Below are 14,972 nucleotides of genomic sequence, written 5' to 3' on the forward strand. Positions count from 1 at the left end.
ACACATGCGCTATGAGACGCCGCCTGGTCCTAACCAACGAAGCCGCCCGCCACCCCTTTCGGAGGTCGCTACCGCCGCCCGTCACGCAGTCGCGCAGCAGGCGGGATGACGATCAGGATATCCGCCTGTTCGTCGTCAGCTTCACCGCCTTCTTCATCTGCTTCTACACATTCCTGTTCTGACGGATCAGGCCTGTTCTGACCGGTCAGGCCGGTTCGATACAGCCGTCATCACAGGCGCGGTGAAGACGTAGCGCCAGCCAGGCCGATACCAGGCACATGGCCGCCACCACGAACAGCATATCCTCGGACGTGACGCCCGCCGCGCTGATCGCGAAGGCCAGGACCGAGCCGATGGTCATCGCAAAGCAATTGACGATGTTGTTCGCCGCCACGGTGCGTGCCGTCTGATCCTTTTCGACGGTGGTGGTCAGAAAGGCATAGAGCGGCACCACGAACATGCCCCCCGTCGTCGCGATCGCGAGCAGCGTCGCCAGGATGCCGATCGCCCGCGGCTCGGCGAGGAAGGCCTGCCAGCTGTACAGCCCGCCGCCCGCCGCCGGCGTCCAGTTGCGGCACAGGATCGAGAACAGCACGACGAACGCACCCATCGCGATCACCGACATCGGCGAATAGCGCGCCGAAATCTCGCCCTTCAACATGGTGTTGATGACCACCGATCCGATCGCGACCCCGATCGAGAAGATCGCGATGGCGAGGCTGGCGACCTCCTTGTCGGCGGTCAGAACATTCTTCACCAGCGGCGGGAAGATGATGATGAGCACCGCGCCGATCGTCCAGAAGAAGCTGATCGCGATGATCGCCAGGAACAGGCGGCGGATATGTAGCGTCGCCGAGATCAACCGCCACGAGGCGGTGAACGGATTATAGTTCAGCTTCAGCGGCGGCCCCTCGCGCGGGGCTGGTGGCACCTGACGCCCCATGAACCAGCCCAGCCCTGCGACCACCAGCACGCCGATCGCGGCGGCCTCGATCGGAATCCAGCCCGCCGCGACCGTGCCGAGCAGGATCGCCAGATAGGTTCCCGCCTCGACCAGGCCGGTGCCGCCGAGAATATCGTCCGGCTCCAGATGCTGGGGCAGGATGGCGTATTTGATCGGCCCGAAAAAGGTCGAGTGGACGCCCAGCGCCAGCACCGTGCCCAGCATCAGCGCGAGCCCGACCGTCGTATAACCCGCCTTGGCGATCAGCAGGCCACCGGCGCCGACCAGCATGATGCCGATCTCCACCGTCTTGACGATACGGATGATCCGCGCCTTGTCATGGCTGTCCGCCAGCTGCCCTGACAGCGCCGACAGGAACACGAAGGGCAGGATGGCGGCCCCGGTCGCGGCGCAGTTGAAATAGAATTCCGAATGGGGGTCGGTGAAGATCGCATAGGTCGCGAACAGCACCATGGACGTCTTGAACAGGTTATCGTTGAAGGCGCCGAGAAACTGGGTAGCGAAGAGCGGCAGGAACCGACGCTGCTTGAGAAGCCCGAGGGCATTGAGCATAACGAAAAATGGCCCGATCGTGGCAACAGAATGACACCAACATAACCACCCCCGGTCACAACGCCAACCGCTTAAAGCGGTTTGTCATGCGCGAGGGAGCGGTTAGAAGGCGACATGCTGACGCTGCCCAACCTGTTGACGCTCTCCCGAATCCTGGCCGTGCCGTTGCTTGCAGGGCTGTTGTGGCAGCCCGACTGGGCGCTGGGCTATGGCATTGCCTTCGTGCTCTACTGCCTGATGGGCATTACCGATTATTTCGACGGCTATCTCGCGCGGGCGCAGGGCGCCGTGTCGAAACTGGGGGTGTTTCTGGACCCCATCGCCGACAAGATCATGGTCGCCTCGGTCATTCTGGTGCTGGTCGCGGTCCAGGTGTTGAGCGGGGTGAGCGTCGTGGCGGGCCTCATCATCCTGCTACGCGAGATTGCGGTGTCGGGCCTACGCGAGTTTCTGGCGCAGTTGCAGGTGTCGGTGCCCGTCTCCCGGCTCGCCAAGTGGAAGACGACGCTGCAACTCGTCGCACTTGGCGGCTTGATCCTGGGTGGTGCGTTGCCGGGCTGGCCCTGGATGCATATCGCCGCACTGGCGGCGCTCTGGGGCGCGGCGGTGCTGACGCTCGTGACAGGGTGGGATTATCTACGCGTCGGCCTCAAGCATATGGATAGCTGATGACGCTGACGATCCTGTATTTCGCCTGGGTCCGCGAGCGGATCGGGCTGTCCGAAGAGGCGGTGACCTTGCCCGATAATGTCGCGACGATGGCCGATCTGATCGGCTGGCTGGCGATGCGGGGCGGTGGCTATGCCGAAGCGATGGCCCAGCCAGAGCGACTGCGCGCGGCGGTCGACCAGAATTTCGTCGGCCTCGATGCGCCGATCGGATCAGCGCGTGAGGTCGCGATCTTTCCGCCGGTGACGGGCGGATGATCCGCATTCTGGTCTCGGTCGCTCCGATCGACCTTGCCGAGGAAATGGCGCGGGTCGAGGGGCAGGATGTCGGCGCGGTGGCGAGCTTTTGCGGGCTGGTCCGGGCGGATGACGGCGTCGACAGCCTCGAACTCGAACATTATCCCGGCGCGACCGAGACGGCACTCGACCGGATCGCGCAGGAGGCGGTCGAGCGGTGGTCGCTTCAGGCGGCGACGATCGTCCACCGGGTCGGTCCGATGGCACCCGGCGAGCGGATCGTGCTGGTCATAGCGGCGGCCCCGCATCGGCGCGATGCGCTCGACGCCTGTGCCTATCTGATCGATCGGCTGAAGACCGACGCGCCGTTCTGGAAGCGTGAGACGCGGGGCGAGGATGCGCGCTGGGTGGAAGCCCGTGAGAGTGACACGGCCGCCGCCGAACGCTGGTCCCAATAAAAAAGGCGGAGCCGCAGCCCCGCCTCCTTCATGATGGCTGATAAGCGGATCAGCCGATCTTGGGCACGTTGATGCCGTTGGTCAGATGGACGACGCCATTGGTCGCCTCGACATCGGCCTTGTCGACATAGGCCTTCTGGCCGTTCACGTCGGTCAGCATGATGTTGCCGTTGGGCCCAAGCTGTGCGGTCAGCGGCTGGCCTGCCAGCGTATTCAGTGTCGCACTGCCGTTTCCAGCCGCGATCTGCGCCTTCAACTGCTCGGCGGTCAGCTTGCCGGGCACGACATGGTATTTCAGGATCGTCGCCAGCGTCGCCTTGGCCTCGGGCTTGCTCAGCGTGTCGAGCGCGCCCGGCGGCATGCGGCTGAACGCCTCGTTGCTCGGTGCGAAGACGGTGAAGGGGCCGGGGCCCGAGAGATCGGCGGTCAGACCTGCCGTCGTCACCAACCGCGCCAGCGTGCTGCGGTCGGGCGTCGCGGCCAGGATCTGGACGATATTGCCGGTCGCGGCGGGCGTCGCGGTCGCCGGAGCCGCAGGCGCCGTTTGCGCGGGCGCGGGCTGAGCCGGAGCGGTCTGTGCATTTGCCGCCCCGGTGCTTGCGAGCGTGGTGGCGGACAGGATGATCGCAAAAGTCTTCAACATGAAAGGCATACTCCCATTCTTCTGGCGGCGGAGCGGGGTCGCGTCGCGCCGCATGGTGAAGGGCAGGACAGCCGTTCGCTTTGCGAAACGTCTGTCCTGGGAGGGGTAACGCACTTAATCCAGTTTTGGCACCAAAACCCCGTTGACGATATGGATCACGCCGTTCGCCTGGGTCAGATCGCCTGCCTCGATATAGCTTTTGTTGCCGCCGCTGTCGGTCAGGGTGATGACCGACTGGGTCATGCTGACGGTCAGCGGCTCGCCCTGGACGGTCATCAGCGTCGCGGAGCCGCCGCCCGCCGCGATTTTCTCCTGCAGATCGGCGATGCCGACGACGCCCGGCACCATGTGGAAACGCAGCAGCTTGACCAGCGAGTCCCGATTGGCGGGCTGTAGCAGCTGTTCCTGAACGCCGGGGGCAAGGCGCGCGAACGCCTCGTTGGACGGCGCGAACAGGGTATAGGGGCCGGGGCCCGCCAGCGTCGTCGCCAGCCCCGCTGCGCGGATCGCGGCAACGAGCGACGACAGCGAAGGCGTCGCCGTGGCATTGTCCAGGATGGTCCGGGTCGGCACCATCGGCTGATCGGTCCGTGGCGCTGCGGGGGCCGCCACCACCGGAGCGTTGGAGGGCACCGCAGGCACCTCGCGCTGGTCCCGCCCGCGTCCGCAACCGCCAAGGCCGACCAAGGCGATGAGCGGCAGAACGGCCACCAGCCGCCGTGCATTATGGGTCATGGGCGAAACCTCCTGAAAAAGGGATGATAGCGAAAGGGGGAAGGCGCGCTAGGCCGCCTCGGCCAGGACCTGCGCCAACAGGCGGAAATCCTTTTCGCGCGGGCTGGCCCGGCGCCAGACCAACGCGATCTTGCGCATGGCATTCTCGGCGTCGAGCGGTCGCGCGGTGATATGGGTGTTGTCGAGTATGCCCGAGCGCAGCGCCATTTCGGGCAGCATCGTCATGCCCAAGCCATTGTCGACCATCTGGACGATCGTGTGGAGCGAGGTGCCCAGCATCGTCGCCTCGGCGCGGAGCTCGGGCCGGTTGCATGCGGCGAGCGCATGATCCTTCAGGCAATGCCCGTCTTCCAGCAACAACAGTCGCGTCTCGTCGATCGCGGCGGCGGAAATGGCGGGCGGCGGCGACAGATCATCGTCCGTGGGGAAGGCCACGAACAGCCGGTCGTCGAACAACGGCTCGGCGGTCACCTCGCCGCAGGCAAAGGGAAGGGCAAGCAGAACGCAATCGGTCCGCCCGTTATGCAGCCGTTCGCAGGCCGGGCCGCTCGGCTCCTCGCGCAGGAACAGCTTCAGGTCGGGATAGTCGCGGCGCAGTCGGGGCAGGATACGGGGCAGCATGAATGGCGCGATGGTCGGGATCACCGACATGCGCATCTCCCCCGATAGCGGACGCCCGGCGGCACGCGCCATGTCGCCCAGCTCATCCGCCTCGCGCAGGACGCGCCGGGCCTTGTCCGCGATCCGCTCGCCCAGCGGCGTGAAGCGCACGACTCGCCGGGTCCGCTCCACCAGGGTCACGCCGATCAGCGTCTCCAGCTCGCGCAGGCCCGCCGACAGGGTGGATTGCGTCACGAAACACGCATCCGCCGCCCGGCCGAAATGGCCATGGTCCTGCAGGGCCACCAGATATTGGAGCTGTTTTAACGTAGGTAAGTAGGTCGCGGCCATTGATCGTCTCAGTCGATTGCGATGTGACAAATAGCTTGTTGGATCAAAGGCGCCAGTCCCCATATCTGTCGCGGCAACGAATACAGGCGGACCACCGCCGATCGTGTGAGAGGATGGCTGAAGCCCGATTTTTTGTAGAATGGAGGCTCATTGCCATGTTGACCGTTGGAGACAAGCTCCCCGCATTCACCGTTCCCGTCCAGCAGGGCACCAACGCGCTGCCCGCTGGCGAGACGATCAGCGACACCTCCTATGAGGGCAAGTGGAAGGTCCTGTTCTACTGGCCGAAGGATTTCACCTTCGTCTGCCCGACCGAGATCGTCGGCTATTCCGAGCTGAAGGGTGACTTCGAGGACCGCGACGCCGTGCTGATCGGCGCCTCGACCGACACCGCCCACGTCCACCTGGCATGGCGCAAGTCGGACCCGGATCTGGCCGCAGCCGACTTCCCTTGGATCGCGGACAATGGCCGCGTCCTGGCCGACGCGCTGGGCATCGTCGACAAGAATGAGCATGTCGCCTACCGCGCGACCTTCATCATCGACCCCGACAATGTCATCCAGCACGTCACGATCAACGGCCTGAACGTCGGCCGCAACCCGCAGGAAACCCTGCGTGTTCTCGACGCGCTGCAGACCGACGAGCTGTGCCCGTGCAACTGGAACAAGGGCGACGACGTCCTCCAGCTCGCGGCCGAATAACCCTGTCGTCCGGGGGCGGTGACGTCCCCGGACCCACATTTTTCGACGCCCCGGCGAGGGTTGCCGATCCTGATCGATCGGTGCCCGGACTGGGGCGTCGTTTATCCGGAGCAATCCCATGTCTCTCAAGGAATTCGCCGGGCAGCTGCCCGATTTCGCCAAGGACATCCGCCTGAACGTCGGCTCGCTGCTCAACGAAGCGGTGCTGAACGACCAGCGCAAATATGGCCTGCTGCTCGCCTGCGCGCACGGCACCGGCCACAAGCCGCTGGTCGAAGCGGCGGAGGCGGAATGCGCCCCCAAGCTGTCGCCGGAAGCCGCCAATGCGGCGCGTGCGGCGGCGGCGGTGATGGCGATGAACAACGTCTATTACCGCTTCACGCACCTGGCCGGAAACCAGGAATATCGCAACATGCCCGCCAAGCTCCGCATGAACGTGATCGGCGCGCCGGGTATCGACAAGATCGACTTCGAGCTGTTCAGCCTGGCGGTGTCGGCGATCAACGGCTGCGGCATGTGCATCGACGCGCATGAGGCGGTGTTGAAGAAGGCCGGTGCCTCGGCCGAAGTCATCCAGACGGCGGTCCGGATCGCCGCCGTGATCCAGGCCGTCGCGACCGTGCATTCGGCCGTCGCGTAAGCCAATCCTCCCCAAGCGGAGCTTGGGGAGGGGGACCGCCGGGCGCAGCCCGGTGGTGGAGGGGCATCGCCGCAAGCTGCGCCCCTCGTCAGCCCTTGATCGCCTGGTAAAATCCCCAAAGGCTGGTCAACGTCAGTATGATGCCGACCAGCGTCAGCAGCGTGCGCGCCGGAACCCGCTTGGCAAGCATCGCACCGAAGGGCGCGGCACAAATCCCGCCGATCAACAGCCCGACCGTCGCCATGGTGAACGCGCCCCAGCCCAGCTGGGTAATGAAGGTCGCCGAAATGGTCGCGGTCAGGAAGAACTCGGCGGTGTTGACCGTCCCGATGGTCGTACGCGGTGCGGCCCCTTGCGCCAACAGGTTGGAGGTCACGACCGGCCCCCAGCCACCGCCGCCCGCCGCATCCAGAAAACCACCGATGAAGCCCAGCGGCTCGACCACCTTGGGCTCGCGCGTGGCCGCCTTGTGCCGCCAGGCACGGATCAGCAAATAGAGGCCGATGCCGGTCAGATAGGCCAGGATGAACGGCTTCACCACGGCGGCATCGATGTTCGACAGGACATAGGCACCCAACGCCCCGCCGATGACGCCGGGGATCATCAGCCGCAGGAACAGTCGCCAGTTGACGTTGCGATGGACCGCATGGCTGATCCCCGAGACGGCAGTCGTGAAGGTCTCGACACTATGTACCCCCGCAGAGGCGGCGGCAGGCGGTACGCCCAGGCTGATGAGGAGCGTGTTGGAGATCACCCCGAACGCCATGCCCAGCGCGCCGTCGACCACCTGCGCGGCAAAGCCCACGGCAATGAACGGCAGGATGTGGATCAGCTCGGTACTGGTCGGGTCCATCATGTCTCCTGTGCTTTATGACCGGCGGCCATGCCCCGTCGCAGGCAACGCTGCAACCGCGATAGCGTTTGGCCGGGGACAAGCGATTGCCCGGTCGATCTGGATTTCAGTCAAGCCTATGCCTAAATGCGCATATCGCATCTGGGGACATGCTCATGCCGAGCCGATTGGCCGCTTATCTCGATTCGATCCGGGCGCGCGATCCCGCTCCGCATTCGCGTGCGGAAATCTTGCTCTATCCGGGCGTCTGGGCGCTTGCCGGACATCGGATCGCGCATCGGCTCTATCGCTCGCGCGCGTTCTTCCTGGCGCGGCTGGTCAATCACTTTACCCGCTTCCTGACCGCGATCGACATTCATCCCGGTGCCAAGATCGGTCGCAACTTCTTCATCGATCATGGCTTTGTGGTGATCGGCGAGACGGCGGAGATCGGTGACGACGTCACCATTTATCAGTGCGTGACGCTGGGCGGGACGAGCCCCGACAATGGCGTGGCGGGCAAGCGCCACCCGACCCTGATGGACGGCGCGATCGTTGGATCGGGCGCGCAGGTGCTGGGCCCGATCATTGTCGGTCCGCGCGCGCGGGTGGGTGCGAACGCGGTCGTCACCCGCGATGTGCCCGAGGGCGCGGTCATGGTCGGCATCCCGGCCCGCCCGACCATGGTCGAGGGCGGCGCCGCGCCCGAGCAGCGCTTCGTCCCCTATGGCACGCCTTGCTCGGAAATCTTCGATCCGCAGACCCAGAAGATCGAGATGCTCCGCTGCGAACTGGACACGATGCGGCGACGGCTGGATGCGGCGCTGGCCGAGCAGGGCGACGAGCGCGACCGGGCCTGATGGGGGTCGTACCCTTTCCCAAGACGGTCGGGCAGGTCGGGTTCGACCGCGCCGAATTGAACCGCATTCTCGACCTTTACGGCCGCATGGTCGCCGCCGGACATTGGCGGGATTATGCGATGGATCTGGGACGCGACGCGGCGATCTTCTCCGCCTTTCGTCGCGCTGCCGAGCGGCCCGAATACCGGATCGAGAAGCGTCCGGCGCTGCGCAACCGGCAGGGCATGTGGGCGCTGATCGGCGAGGGCGGGGCGGTGCTGAAGCGCGGGCATGAGCTTGGTCCGGTGCTGGCCCCGGTCGAGCGCCGCCTGATGAAGCTGGTCGAGGAATGAGAAAAAGGCGCCGATCCCCGTCAGGGAACCGGCGCCTCGTTCAATCCGGCATAAGGCCGATTACTGACCGCGCTGACGGCAGTTGTTGTACTGGCCCTTCTTGCACAGCGGATAGCTCTTCAGCGGAGCGGGCGGCGGATAGGCCTGTTCGGGGCTTGGCGCCTGCTTGAAGATGATCTGCGCACCCGGTGCAGGCTGCGAGGCCATCGGGGGCTGCGCGGGCTGATAGCCGCCGGGCGTCATCGTCGCTGCCGAGGCGGCGGCATTGGCCTGGACCGAGCCCGATGCGTCGGCCTGGGTGCTGTCCGTCTGGGTCGACGCCCCGGCCTGTACCCCCGCCTGTGCGGTCGTATCGGCCTGGGTCGTCTGGGCCAGCGCCGGCGCTGCGATCAGCGCGGTGGCGGCCAGAAAAACGAGCTTCATGCGAATCTCCTATTCAGAAGCGCAAGTGGTAAGCGCGGGGGCAGAACGCCCGACCAGCAACTTGGCTCCCTCGTTTCGCTTGCGACCCGATCCCGACCGCCTTATCGCAGATTAATTATCCGCCTGCGTCGAGCGAATAACCCGCCGAACGGACCGTCCGGATGATGTCGGGCCGGTCGCCAATATTGATCGCCTTGCGCAGGCGACGGATATGCACGTCGACCGTACGGCTTTCGATATCCGAGTCATGGCCCCACACCGCATCGAGCAGTCGCTCGCGCGAGAAGACCCAGCCGGGATGTTCCAGGAAATGCTTGAGCAGGCGGAACTCGGTCGGCCCGAGCGAGACGACTTCGCCTGCGCGGCGGACCTTGTGGCCGACCGTGTCCATCTCGATGTCCGCATAGACCAAGGCCTCGCCCGCCAGCGCGGGACGGACGCGACGCAGCACGGCGCCGACGCGCGCGACCAGTTCGCGGGGCGAGAAGGGCTTCGTGACATAATCGTCCGCACCCGTCTCCAGCCCACGGACCCGATCCTCTTCCTCACCGCGTGCGGTCAGCATGATGATCGGCACGTTCGCCGTTTCGGGCGATCGGCGCAGGCGGCGGCAGACCTCGATCCCCGAAATCCCCTCGACCATCCAGTCGAGCAGGACGATGTCGGGCGTGCTTTCCCGCGCCAGCAGGAGCGCTTCCTCGCCGTCCGGGGTATGGGTAACCTCGAAATCCTCGCGCTTGAAATGGAAGACGAGCAGTTCCGCGAGTGCGGCGTCGTCTTCGACCAGCAACATCTTTACCCGTGCCATGATGCCTGTTCCCTCAAGAAGGCAAGGAGCCGCCGCGATCCCGCTCACCCATCTGGGTGCCGGTGGCGGCGAAATAGACCATCTCCGCGACATTGGTCGCATGGTCCCCGATCCGTTCGAGATTCTTGGCGATGAACAGCAGGTGCGCGACCTGTCCGATCGTCTTGGGATTCTCGACCATATGGGTGACGAGCGTGCGGAAGATGGAATCGTAAAAATCGTCGAGCGCGTTGTCGCTGTCGCGGACCCGGATCGCCGCCTCGGCATCGCGCGCGGCAAAGGCGTCGAGCACGTCATGGACCATTGCCGAGGCGATCTTGGCCATGGCGGGCAGGATCGAGACGGGCTCGATCCGATCCTCGCTCTCGATCATCGGCACGCGCTTGGCGATGTTCTTGGCATAGTCGCCGATACGTTCGACGACGCTGGCGATCTTCAGCGCCGCGACCACCTCGCGCAGGTCGTTCGCCATCGGTGCCCGTAGCGCGATGGTGCGCACGGCCAGCCGCTCAACCTCCGCTTCGATCAGGTCGATCGCCTTGTCGTCGTCGCGAACTTTGCGCGCCAGTTCCAGGTCGGAGCGTTGCAGCGCCTTGATGGCGTTGGCGATGGCTTCCTCGGCCATGCCCCCCATCTGGCTGATCAGCCCGCGCAACCGGCCGATATCGTTGTCAAAGGCTTTTACGGTGTGGTCCATGATCCTCGTCCTCAGCCGTAACGGCCGGTAATATAGTCCTTGGTCCGCTCTTGCCTGGGGTTGGTGAAGATGTCGGACGTCTTGCCGTACTCGACCAAAGTGCCGAGGTGGAAAAAGGCGGTGCGCTGCGAAACGCGGGCGGCCTGCTGCATGTTGTGGGTGACGATCGCGATGGCGTAGCGGCCGCGCAGGTCGTGGATCAGCTCCTCAATGCGGGCCGTCGCGATCGGATCGAGCGCGCTGCACGGCTCGTCCATCAGGATGACTTCCGGGTCCACCGCGATGGCGCGCGCGATGCAGAGCCGCTGCTGCTGACCGCCTGACAGGGCGGTGCCGCTTTCCGAGAGGCGATCCTTTACCTCGTTCCACAGGCCCGCGCGGGTCAGCGAGCGTTCGACGATCGCGTCCAGTTCGCTGCGAGACGTAGCGAGGCCATGGATGCGCGGGCCATAGGCAACATTCTCGTAGATCGACTTGGGGAAGGGGTTGGGCTTCTGGAACACCATGCCGACCCGTGCGCGCAGCTGTACCACGTCCATCTCGGGGGCATAGATATCCTGTCCGTCGAGCCGCACCTCGCCCGACACGCGCGCCGAGGGGATGGTATCGTTCATCCGGTTGAGCGTGCGCAGGAAGGTCGACTTGCCGCAGCCCGATGGGCCGATGAACGCGATGACGTGATCCATGTCGACATCGATCGAGATGTCGTGGATCGCCTGCTTGGCGCCATAGGACACGCTGACGTTGCGCGCGGTTATCTTGGGGGTACTCACCAGCGTGTCTCGAACCGATTGCGGAGGTAGATGGCCAGCCCGTTCATCGCGAGCAGGAAGACGAGCAGGACGATGATCGCGGCCGACGTCTTCTCGATGAAGCCGCGATCGACCTGATCCGACCAGAGGAAGATCTGGACCGGCAGCACCGTTGCCGGGTCGGTCAGCCCCTGCGGCGGCGCGGCGATGAAGGCCCGCATACCGATCATCAGCAGCGGCGCGGTCTCGCCCAGCGCGCGGGCCATGCCGATGATCGTGCCGGTCAGGATACCGGGCAGGGCGAGTGGCAGGACATGGTGGAAGATCACCTGTACCCGTGATGCCCCGATTGCCAGCGCGGCGTCACGGATCGAGGGCGGCACCGCCTTGATCGCGTTGCGCCCGGCGATGACGATCACCGGCATGGTCATCAGCGCCAGGGTCAGGCCGCCCACCAAGGGGGCCGAGCGCGGCAGGCCGAAGCTGCCCAGGAATACCGCAAGGCCGAGCAGGCCGAAGATGATCGAGGGGACCGCCGCCAGATTGTTGATCGACACCTCGATCATGTCGGTCCACCGATTCTTGGGCGCATATTCCTCGAGATAGAGGGCGGCCAGCACACCGATCGGAAAGGCGAGCGCGAGCGTGACCAGCATGGTCAGCAGCGAGCCCTTCGCCGCGCCCCAGATACCGACCCGCGTCGGATCGGTCGCATCGGCATCGCGCAGGAAGCCCAGGTCCCATCCGGTCGACAGGACACCGCGCGCCCGCAATTGGTCGACGACCCGCTCGGCCTCGGGCGTGCCGATGCCCTTGGCCGCGACGTCATAGGCGCTGGCGACGGGCAGTTTGAACCGGGTGGTACGGTGGAGCAAGCCGGGGTCCGCCTTGACGGCGTCACGCACCACGATCCACGCGCCGGGCGACAACAGGTCCGTCCCCATCGGGCCGAACGCCTTGGTCGCGGCGGTATCGACGGCGTCTTCCAGCCCCGCTCCCGCCAGCGCCAGATCGGCACTGCGGCCCTTCAGCCGTGCGGGTTCGACCGGCAGGTCCGCCGCCGCGAGGTCCACCGGCATCGACACGCGCGTCTCGGTAAAGCCGCGAAGCCCCTGGGCCAGCATGGTGATGAGCAGGAAGGCCAGGAAGGCGGCCGACAGCGCGACGGCGGCCGCGCCCAGCCGCCGGAAACGACGCTCCGCGGCATAGCGACGGCGCAGGCGCCGGGCCATCGCCGGACTGCCCCAGCCGGCGGGCGCTGGCGAGGAAGGCGGCTTATTCATAGGTTTCCCGATACCGCTTGACCACGTTCAGCGCGACGATGTTGAGGAGCAGCGTGATGAGGAACAGGGTCAGGCCCAGTGCAAAGGCGGCCAGCGTCTTGGGGCTGTCGAACTCGGCCTCGCCGGTCAGCAGGTCGACGATCTGGCGGGTGACCGTGGTGGTGCTGGCAAAGGGATTGGCGGTCAGCGTCGCGACGCCGCTCGCCGCCATGACGACGATCATCGTCTCGCCGATCGCGCGGCTGACTGCGAGCAGCACGCCGCCGACGACGCCGGGCAACGCGGCGGGCAGCAGGACACGGGTGATCGTCTCGGACGGTGTCGCGCCCATCGCCAGGCTGCCGTCGCGCATCGCGCTCGGCACGGCGGCCAGGCTGTCATCGGCCATCGACGACACGAAGGGGATGATCATCACCCCCATGACCAGTCCGGCGGCCAGTGCGCTTTCCGACGAGGCCCAGTCCACGCCGATCGCGATCGCGAACTGCCGCACCGCAGGCGCCACCGTCAGCGCGGCGAAATAGCCATAGACGACGGTCGGAATGCCCGCGAGCACCTCCAGCACCGGTTTCATGATCCGGCGGGCGCGGGGGGCGGCATATTGGGTGAGATAGATGGCGCTCATCAGCCCGAACGGGATGGCCACCGCCATGGCGATGACCGCCCCGATGAAGAACGTGCCCCAGAAGAGCGGAACCGCCCCCAGCGATGCGCCGGGATTGCGGGGATCGATCGATTGGGGGCTCCAATGGGTGCCGAAGAGGAAATCGGTAATCGGCACGACCGAGAAGAAGCGTCCGGCCTCATAGAGCAGCGAAGCGACGATCCCGGCGGTGGTCAGGATCGCGATCAGCGATGCGCCCAGCAACAGGCCCAGTACCACGCGCTCGATCCGGGTCCGTGCCGAAAATTCAGGGCGAACGCGCAGATAGGCATAGGCGCCGCCCGCCAGCGCCAGCAGCAGGACGATCGCGGTGGCGATCCAGTCGATCCGCGTCTGCGCCGCCTCATAGGCCGGGGCGAGGGTCCGCGACAGCGCATGGAAGGCACCATGGGCCTGCCCCGCCGCCAGCGCCCGCGCTTCGGAGAGGATCGCGGCGCGCTCGAAACCGGGCGGGGGGAGCCGGACGGCGGCAGGTGCCTGCAATACCATGTCCGTGACCAGCGCGGGTGAGGTCGCGGCCCAGACGGCCAGGAAGAGTAGCGGCGGCACGGTCGTCCACAATGCGACATACCAGCCATGATGATGCGGCAGCGAGCTGACCCGCATCGCCGATCGGCGCCGGAAGCCCATCGCATGCATCCGCGTACAGGCCCAGGCGATGATGCCCAGCCCCACGGTCAGGATCAGGAGAACGACCCCGTTCATGACGGCAGGCTTGCCGGATCGAGCGGAATCTCATGCACGATGATCGCGCGCGCGCGGGCCTGGACCGGGGCGGGTGAGGCGATCAGCCCCCGGCGGACCAGCGGCCCGTTCTTTCCCCAATTATCCGCATAGAGGCGCAGGAACGCGCGCAGGCCGGGAATGGCATCGAGATGCGCCTTCTTCACATAGATATAAAGCGGGCGCGATCCCGGATAGCGGTCGGCGGCGATGGCATCATAGGTCGGCTTGACGCCGTTGATCGCGACGCCGTCGACCGTCTGGCGGTTTTCCTCGAGATAGGAATAGCCGAAGACGCCCAGTGCATCGGGATTGGCCTGAAGCTTCTGGACGATCAGATTATCGTTCTCGCCCGCATCGATATAGGCGCCGTCCTCGCGGACGCGGGTGCAGAACAGCCGGTGGGCGTCCACGTCGCGGGCGGCCAGCGCGGCGGCACCGGGCTCGACCGCGTCGCACCCCTTCATCAGGATCAGCTCCGCCAGCGCGTCGCGCGTGCCGCTGGTCGCGGGCGGACCATAGACCTGAATAGGAATGGCGGGGAGCGACGGATTGACGTCGGCCCAGGTCCGCGCCCGATTGGGCCTGCCGCCGGGATGCGCGGCCAGCGCACGGTAGATATCGACCGAGGTCAGCGCCATATGCGGTCCACGCTTCGATTCGGCGAAGGCGATGCCGTCGATCCCGATCGGGATTTCCAGCACCTGATCGGCACCATGCGCGGCGCATTCGCGATATTCGCTCGCCTTCATCCGGCGCGAGGCGTCTTCCAGATCGGGATGACCCGCCCCGATCCCCGCGCAGAACAGCTTCATGCCCGCGCCCGTACCGGTGGATTCGATCACCGGCGCCTTCGCATCCGGATCGGCCGCGACGAAGCGTTCGGCGATGATCGTGGTGAAGGGATAGACCGTCGAGGAACCGACCGCCGTGATCTGCTCCCGCACGCCCGCGCCGCCGCCATTGGCCTGATCATGGCAGGCCGCCAGCGCGAACATCGCGGCGAGAAGGCAGGGCAGACGCATCGAGATCCTTGGAAACACCGGAAC

At 65.9% G+C, this 14,972-nt stretch carries 20 protein-coding genes; 8 read left to right on the plus strand and 12 right to left on the minus strand.

Going from position 1 to position 14,972, the window contains the following annotated elements:
* Positions 1-11: 11 nt before the first annotated feature.
* Positions 12-182 (plus strand): hypothetical protein, encoded by a 171-nt coding sequence (locus U1H82_RS13715; protein ID WP_322965522.1) that lies wholly within the window; start codon positions 12-14, stop codon positions 180-182.
* 23 nt (positions 183-205) lie between these two features.
* Here the strand turns inward: U1H82_RS13715 and U1H82_RS13720 are convergent, their stop codons facing one another.
* Positions 206-1,516, minus strand: coding sequence for an MFS transporter (locus U1H82_RS13720; RefSeq protein ID WP_322965523.1), 1,311 nt, complete (start codon positions 1,514-1,516; stop codon positions 206-208).
* Between the two features lie 114 nt (positions 1,517-1,630).
* Between U1H82_RS13720 and pgsA the strand changes: the two genes are divergently transcribed.
* From pgsA to U1H82_RS13735, 3 genes are read left to right on the plus strand one after another with little or no spacing between them, the layout of a single operon-like run.
* Positions 1,631-2,185, plus strand: coding sequence for a CDP-diacylglycerol--glycerol-3-phosphate 3-phosphatidyltransferase (pgsA, locus tag U1H82_RS13725; protein WP_322965525.1), 555 nt, complete (start codon positions 1,631-1,633; stop codon positions 2,183-2,185).
* Entirely contained in the window at positions 2,185-2,442 is a 258-nt protein-coding gene (moaD, locus tag U1H82_RS13730; RefSeq protein WP_322965526.1) for a molybdopterin converting factor subunit 1, read from the plus strand. Before pgsA ends, moaD begins: the two co-directional genes overlap by 1 nt.
* Complete coding sequence (locus U1H82_RS13735; protein WP_322965527.1) at positions 2,439-2,879, plus strand: molybdenum cofactor biosynthesis protein MoaE; 441 nt, start codon at positions 2,439-2,441, stop codon at positions 2,877-2,879. Before moaD ends, U1H82_RS13735 begins: the two co-directional genes overlap by 4 nt.
* Before the next feature lie 49 nt (positions 2,880-2,928).
* Here U1H82_RS13735 and U1H82_RS13740 read toward each other — a convergent pair whose 3' ends face one another.
* The 3 genes from U1H82_RS13740 to U1H82_RS13750 form a co-directional block, all read right to left on the minus strand.
* Positions 2,929-3,522 carry a fasciclin domain-containing protein gene (locus tag U1H82_RS13740; protein WP_322965528.1) on the minus strand — a complete coding sequence of 198 codons (594 nt, stop codon included), beginning with the start codon at positions 3,520-3,522 and terminating at the stop codon, positions 2,929-2,931.
* 114 nt (positions 3,523-3,636) lie between these two features.
* Positions 3,637-4,257: a fasciclin domain-containing protein gene (locus tag U1H82_RS13745; RefSeq protein ID WP_322965529.1), complete on the minus strand. Its 621-nt coding sequence runs from the start codon at positions 4,255-4,257 to the stop codon at positions 3,637-3,639.
* Positions 4,258-4,305: 48 nt separating this feature from the next.
* Complete coding sequence (locus U1H82_RS13750) at positions 4,306-5,208, minus strand: hydrogen peroxide-inducible genes activator (protein ID WP_322965530.1); 903 nt, start codon at positions 5,206-5,208, stop codon at positions 4,306-4,308.
* Between the two features lie 155 nt (positions 5,209-5,363).
* On the opposite strand from U1H82_RS13750, the gene U1H82_RS13755 reads away from it, so the two are divergent.
* Both U1H82_RS13755 and ahpD read left to right on the plus strand, forming a co-directional pair.
* A complete protein-coding gene (locus tag U1H82_RS13755) occupies positions 5,364-5,909 on the plus strand; it encodes a peroxiredoxin (RefSeq protein WP_183950930.1) in 546 nt (181 codons plus the stop codon).
* Between the two features lie 118 nt (positions 5,910-6,027).
* Entirely contained in the window at positions 6,028-6,549 is a 522-nt protein-coding gene (gene ahpD / locus U1H82_RS13760; protein ID WP_322965531.1) for an alkylhydroperoxidase, AhpD family, read from the plus strand.
* An 88-nt stretch (positions 6,550-6,637) separates the two neighbouring features.
* Here the strand turns inward: ahpD and U1H82_RS13765 are convergent, their stop codons facing one another.
* Positions 6,638-7,402, minus strand: coding sequence for a sulfite exporter TauE/SafE family protein (locus tag U1H82_RS13765; RefSeq protein WP_322965642.1), 765 nt, complete (start codon positions 7,400-7,402; stop codon positions 6,638-6,640).
* 155 nt (positions 7,403-7,557) lie between these two features.
* Here U1H82_RS13765 and epsC point away from each other — a divergent pair, with 155 nt between their 5' ends.
* Both epsC and U1H82_RS13775 read left to right on the plus strand, forming a co-directional pair.
* A complete protein-coding gene (gene epsC / locus U1H82_RS13770; protein ID WP_322965532.1) occupies positions 7,558-8,241 on the plus strand; it encodes a serine O-acetyltransferase EpsC in 684 nt (227 codons plus the stop codon).
* Entirely contained in the window at positions 8,241-8,573 is a 333-nt protein-coding gene (locus tag U1H82_RS13775) for a DUF2794 domain-containing protein (RefSeq protein WP_322965533.1), read from the plus strand. Before epsC ends, U1H82_RS13775 begins: the two co-directional genes overlap by 1 nt.
* Before the next feature lie 60 nt (positions 8,574-8,633).
* Here the strand turns inward: U1H82_RS13775 and U1H82_RS13780 are convergent, their stop codons facing one another.
* From U1H82_RS13780 to U1H82_RS13810, 7 genes are all read right to left on the minus strand, one after another.
* On the minus strand, positions 8,634-8,996 hold the full coding sequence (locus U1H82_RS13780; RefSeq protein WP_322965534.1) for a hypothetical protein: 363 nt from the start codon (positions 8,994-8,996) through the stop codon (positions 8,634-8,636).
* A 115-nt stretch (positions 8,997-9,111) separates the two neighbouring features.
* Positions 9,112-9,804 (minus strand): phosphate regulon transcriptional regulator PhoB, encoded by a 693-nt coding sequence (gene phoB, locus U1H82_RS13785; RefSeq protein WP_219019896.1) that lies wholly within the window; start codon positions 9,802-9,804, stop codon positions 9,112-9,114.
* A 13-nt stretch (positions 9,805-9,817) separates the two neighbouring features.
* Complete coding sequence (phoU, locus tag U1H82_RS13790; RefSeq protein ID WP_322965535.1) at positions 9,818-10,501, minus strand: phosphate signaling complex protein PhoU; 684 nt, start codon at positions 10,499-10,501, stop codon at positions 9,818-9,820.
* An 11-nt stretch (positions 10,502-10,512) separates the two neighbouring features.
* Positions 10,513-11,277 (minus strand): phosphate ABC transporter ATP-binding protein PstB, encoded by a 765-nt coding sequence (gene pstB / locus U1H82_RS13795; RefSeq protein ID WP_445977870.1) that lies wholly within the window; start codon positions 11,275-11,277, stop codon positions 10,513-10,515.
* Positions 11,271-12,536 carry a phosphate ABC transporter permease PstA gene (gene pstA / locus U1H82_RS13800; protein ID WP_322965537.1) on the minus strand — a complete coding sequence of 422 codons (1,266 nt, stop codon included), beginning with the start codon at positions 12,534-12,536 and terminating at the stop codon, positions 11,271-11,273. The genes pstB and pstA overlap by 7 nt, the downstream gene beginning before the upstream one ends.
* Entirely contained in the window at positions 12,529-13,905 is a 1,377-nt protein-coding gene (gene pstC / locus U1H82_RS13805) for a phosphate ABC transporter permease subunit PstC (protein ID WP_322965538.1), read from the minus strand. Before pstC ends, pstA begins: the two co-directional genes overlap by 8 nt.
* Entirely contained in the window at positions 13,902-14,948 is a 1,047-nt protein-coding gene (locus U1H82_RS13810; RefSeq protein ID WP_322965539.1) for a substrate-binding domain-containing protein, read from the minus strand. The genes pstC and U1H82_RS13810 overlap by 4 nt, the downstream gene beginning before the upstream one ends.
* Positions 14,949-14,972: the final 24 nt, after the last annotated feature.

It is taken from the genome of Sphingomonas fuzhouensis, from assembly GCF_034659795.1.
GTDB lineage: Bacteria > Pseudomonadota > Alphaproteobacteria > Sphingomonadales > Sphingomonadaceae > Sphingomonas > Sphingomonas fuzhouensis.

Excerpts from the sequence above, each read along its gene's own strand:
- U1H82_RS13750 (WP_322965530.1), bottom strand. The coding sequence starts at position 5,208 with ATGGCCGCGACCTACTTACCTACGTTAAAACAGCTCCAATATCTGGTG.
- U1H82_RS13775 (WP_322965533.1), top strand. The coding sequence starts at position 8,241 with ATGGGGGTCGTACCCTTTCCCAAGACGGTCGGGCAGGTCGGGTTCGAC.
- pstC (WP_322965538.1), bottom strand. The coding sequence starts at position 13,905 with ATGAACGGGGTCGTTCTCCTGATCCTGACCGTGGGGCTGGGCATCATC.
- U1H82_RS13765 (WP_322965642.1), bottom strand. The coding sequence starts at position 7,402 with ATGGACCCGACCAGTACCGAGCTGATCCACATCCTGCCGTTCATTGCC.
- U1H82_RS13715 (WP_322965522.1), top strand. The coding sequence starts at position 12 with ATGAGACGCCGCCTGGTCCTAACCAACGAAGCCGCCCGCCACCCCTTT.
- moaD (WP_322965526.1), top strand. The coding sequence starts at position 2,185 with ATGACGCTGACGATCCTGTATTTCGCCTGGGTCCGCGAGCGGATCGGG.
- ahpD (WP_322965531.1), top strand. The coding sequence starts at position 6,028 with ATGTCTCTCAAGGAATTCGCCGGGCAGCTGCCCGATTTCGCCAAGGAC.
- U1H82_RS13755 (WP_183950930.1), top strand. The coding sequence starts at position 5,364 with ATGTTGACCGTTGGAGACAAGCTCCCCGCATTCACCGTTCCCGTCCAG.
- U1H82_RS13810 (WP_322965539.1), bottom strand. The coding sequence starts at position 14,948 with ATGCGTCTGCCCTGCCTTCTCGCCGCGATGTTCGCGCTGGCGGCCTGC.
- phoB (WP_219019896.1), bottom strand. The coding sequence starts at position 9,804 with ATGGCACGGGTAAAGATGTTGCTGGTCGAAGACGACGCCGCACTCGCG.
- phoU (WP_322965535.1), bottom strand. The coding sequence starts at position 10,501 with ATGGACCACACCGTAAAAGCCTTTGACAACGATATCGGCCGGTTGCGC.
- pgsA (WP_322965525.1), top strand. The coding sequence starts at position 1,631 with ATGCTGACGCTGCCCAACCTGTTGACGCTCTCCCGAATCCTGGCCGTG.
- pstA (WP_322965537.1), bottom strand. The coding sequence starts at position 12,536 with ATGAATAAGCCGCCTTCCTCGCCAGCGCCCGCCGGCTGGGGCAGTCCG.
- U1H82_RS13745 (WP_322965529.1), bottom strand. The coding sequence starts at position 4,257 with ATGACCCATAATGCACGGCGGCTGGTGGCCGTTCTGCCGCTCATCGCC.
- epsC (WP_322965532.1), top strand. The coding sequence starts at position 7,558 with ATGCCGAGCCGATTGGCCGCTTATCTCGATTCGATCCGGGCGCGCGAT.
- U1H82_RS13720 (WP_322965523.1), bottom strand. The coding sequence starts at position 1,516 with ATGCTCAATGCCCTCGGGCTTCTCAAGCAGCGTCGGTTCCTGCCGCTC.
- U1H82_RS13740 (WP_322965528.1), bottom strand. The coding sequence starts at position 3,522 with ATGTTGAAGACTTTTGCGATCATCCTGTCCGCCACCACGCTCGCAAGC.
- U1H82_RS13780 (WP_322965534.1), bottom strand. The coding sequence starts at position 8,996 with ATGAAGCTCGTTTTTCTGGCCGCCACCGCGCTGATCGCAGCGCCGGCG.
- U1H82_RS13735 (WP_322965527.1), top strand. The coding sequence starts at position 2,439 with ATGATCCGCATTCTGGTCTCGGTCGCTCCGATCGACCTTGCCGAGGAA.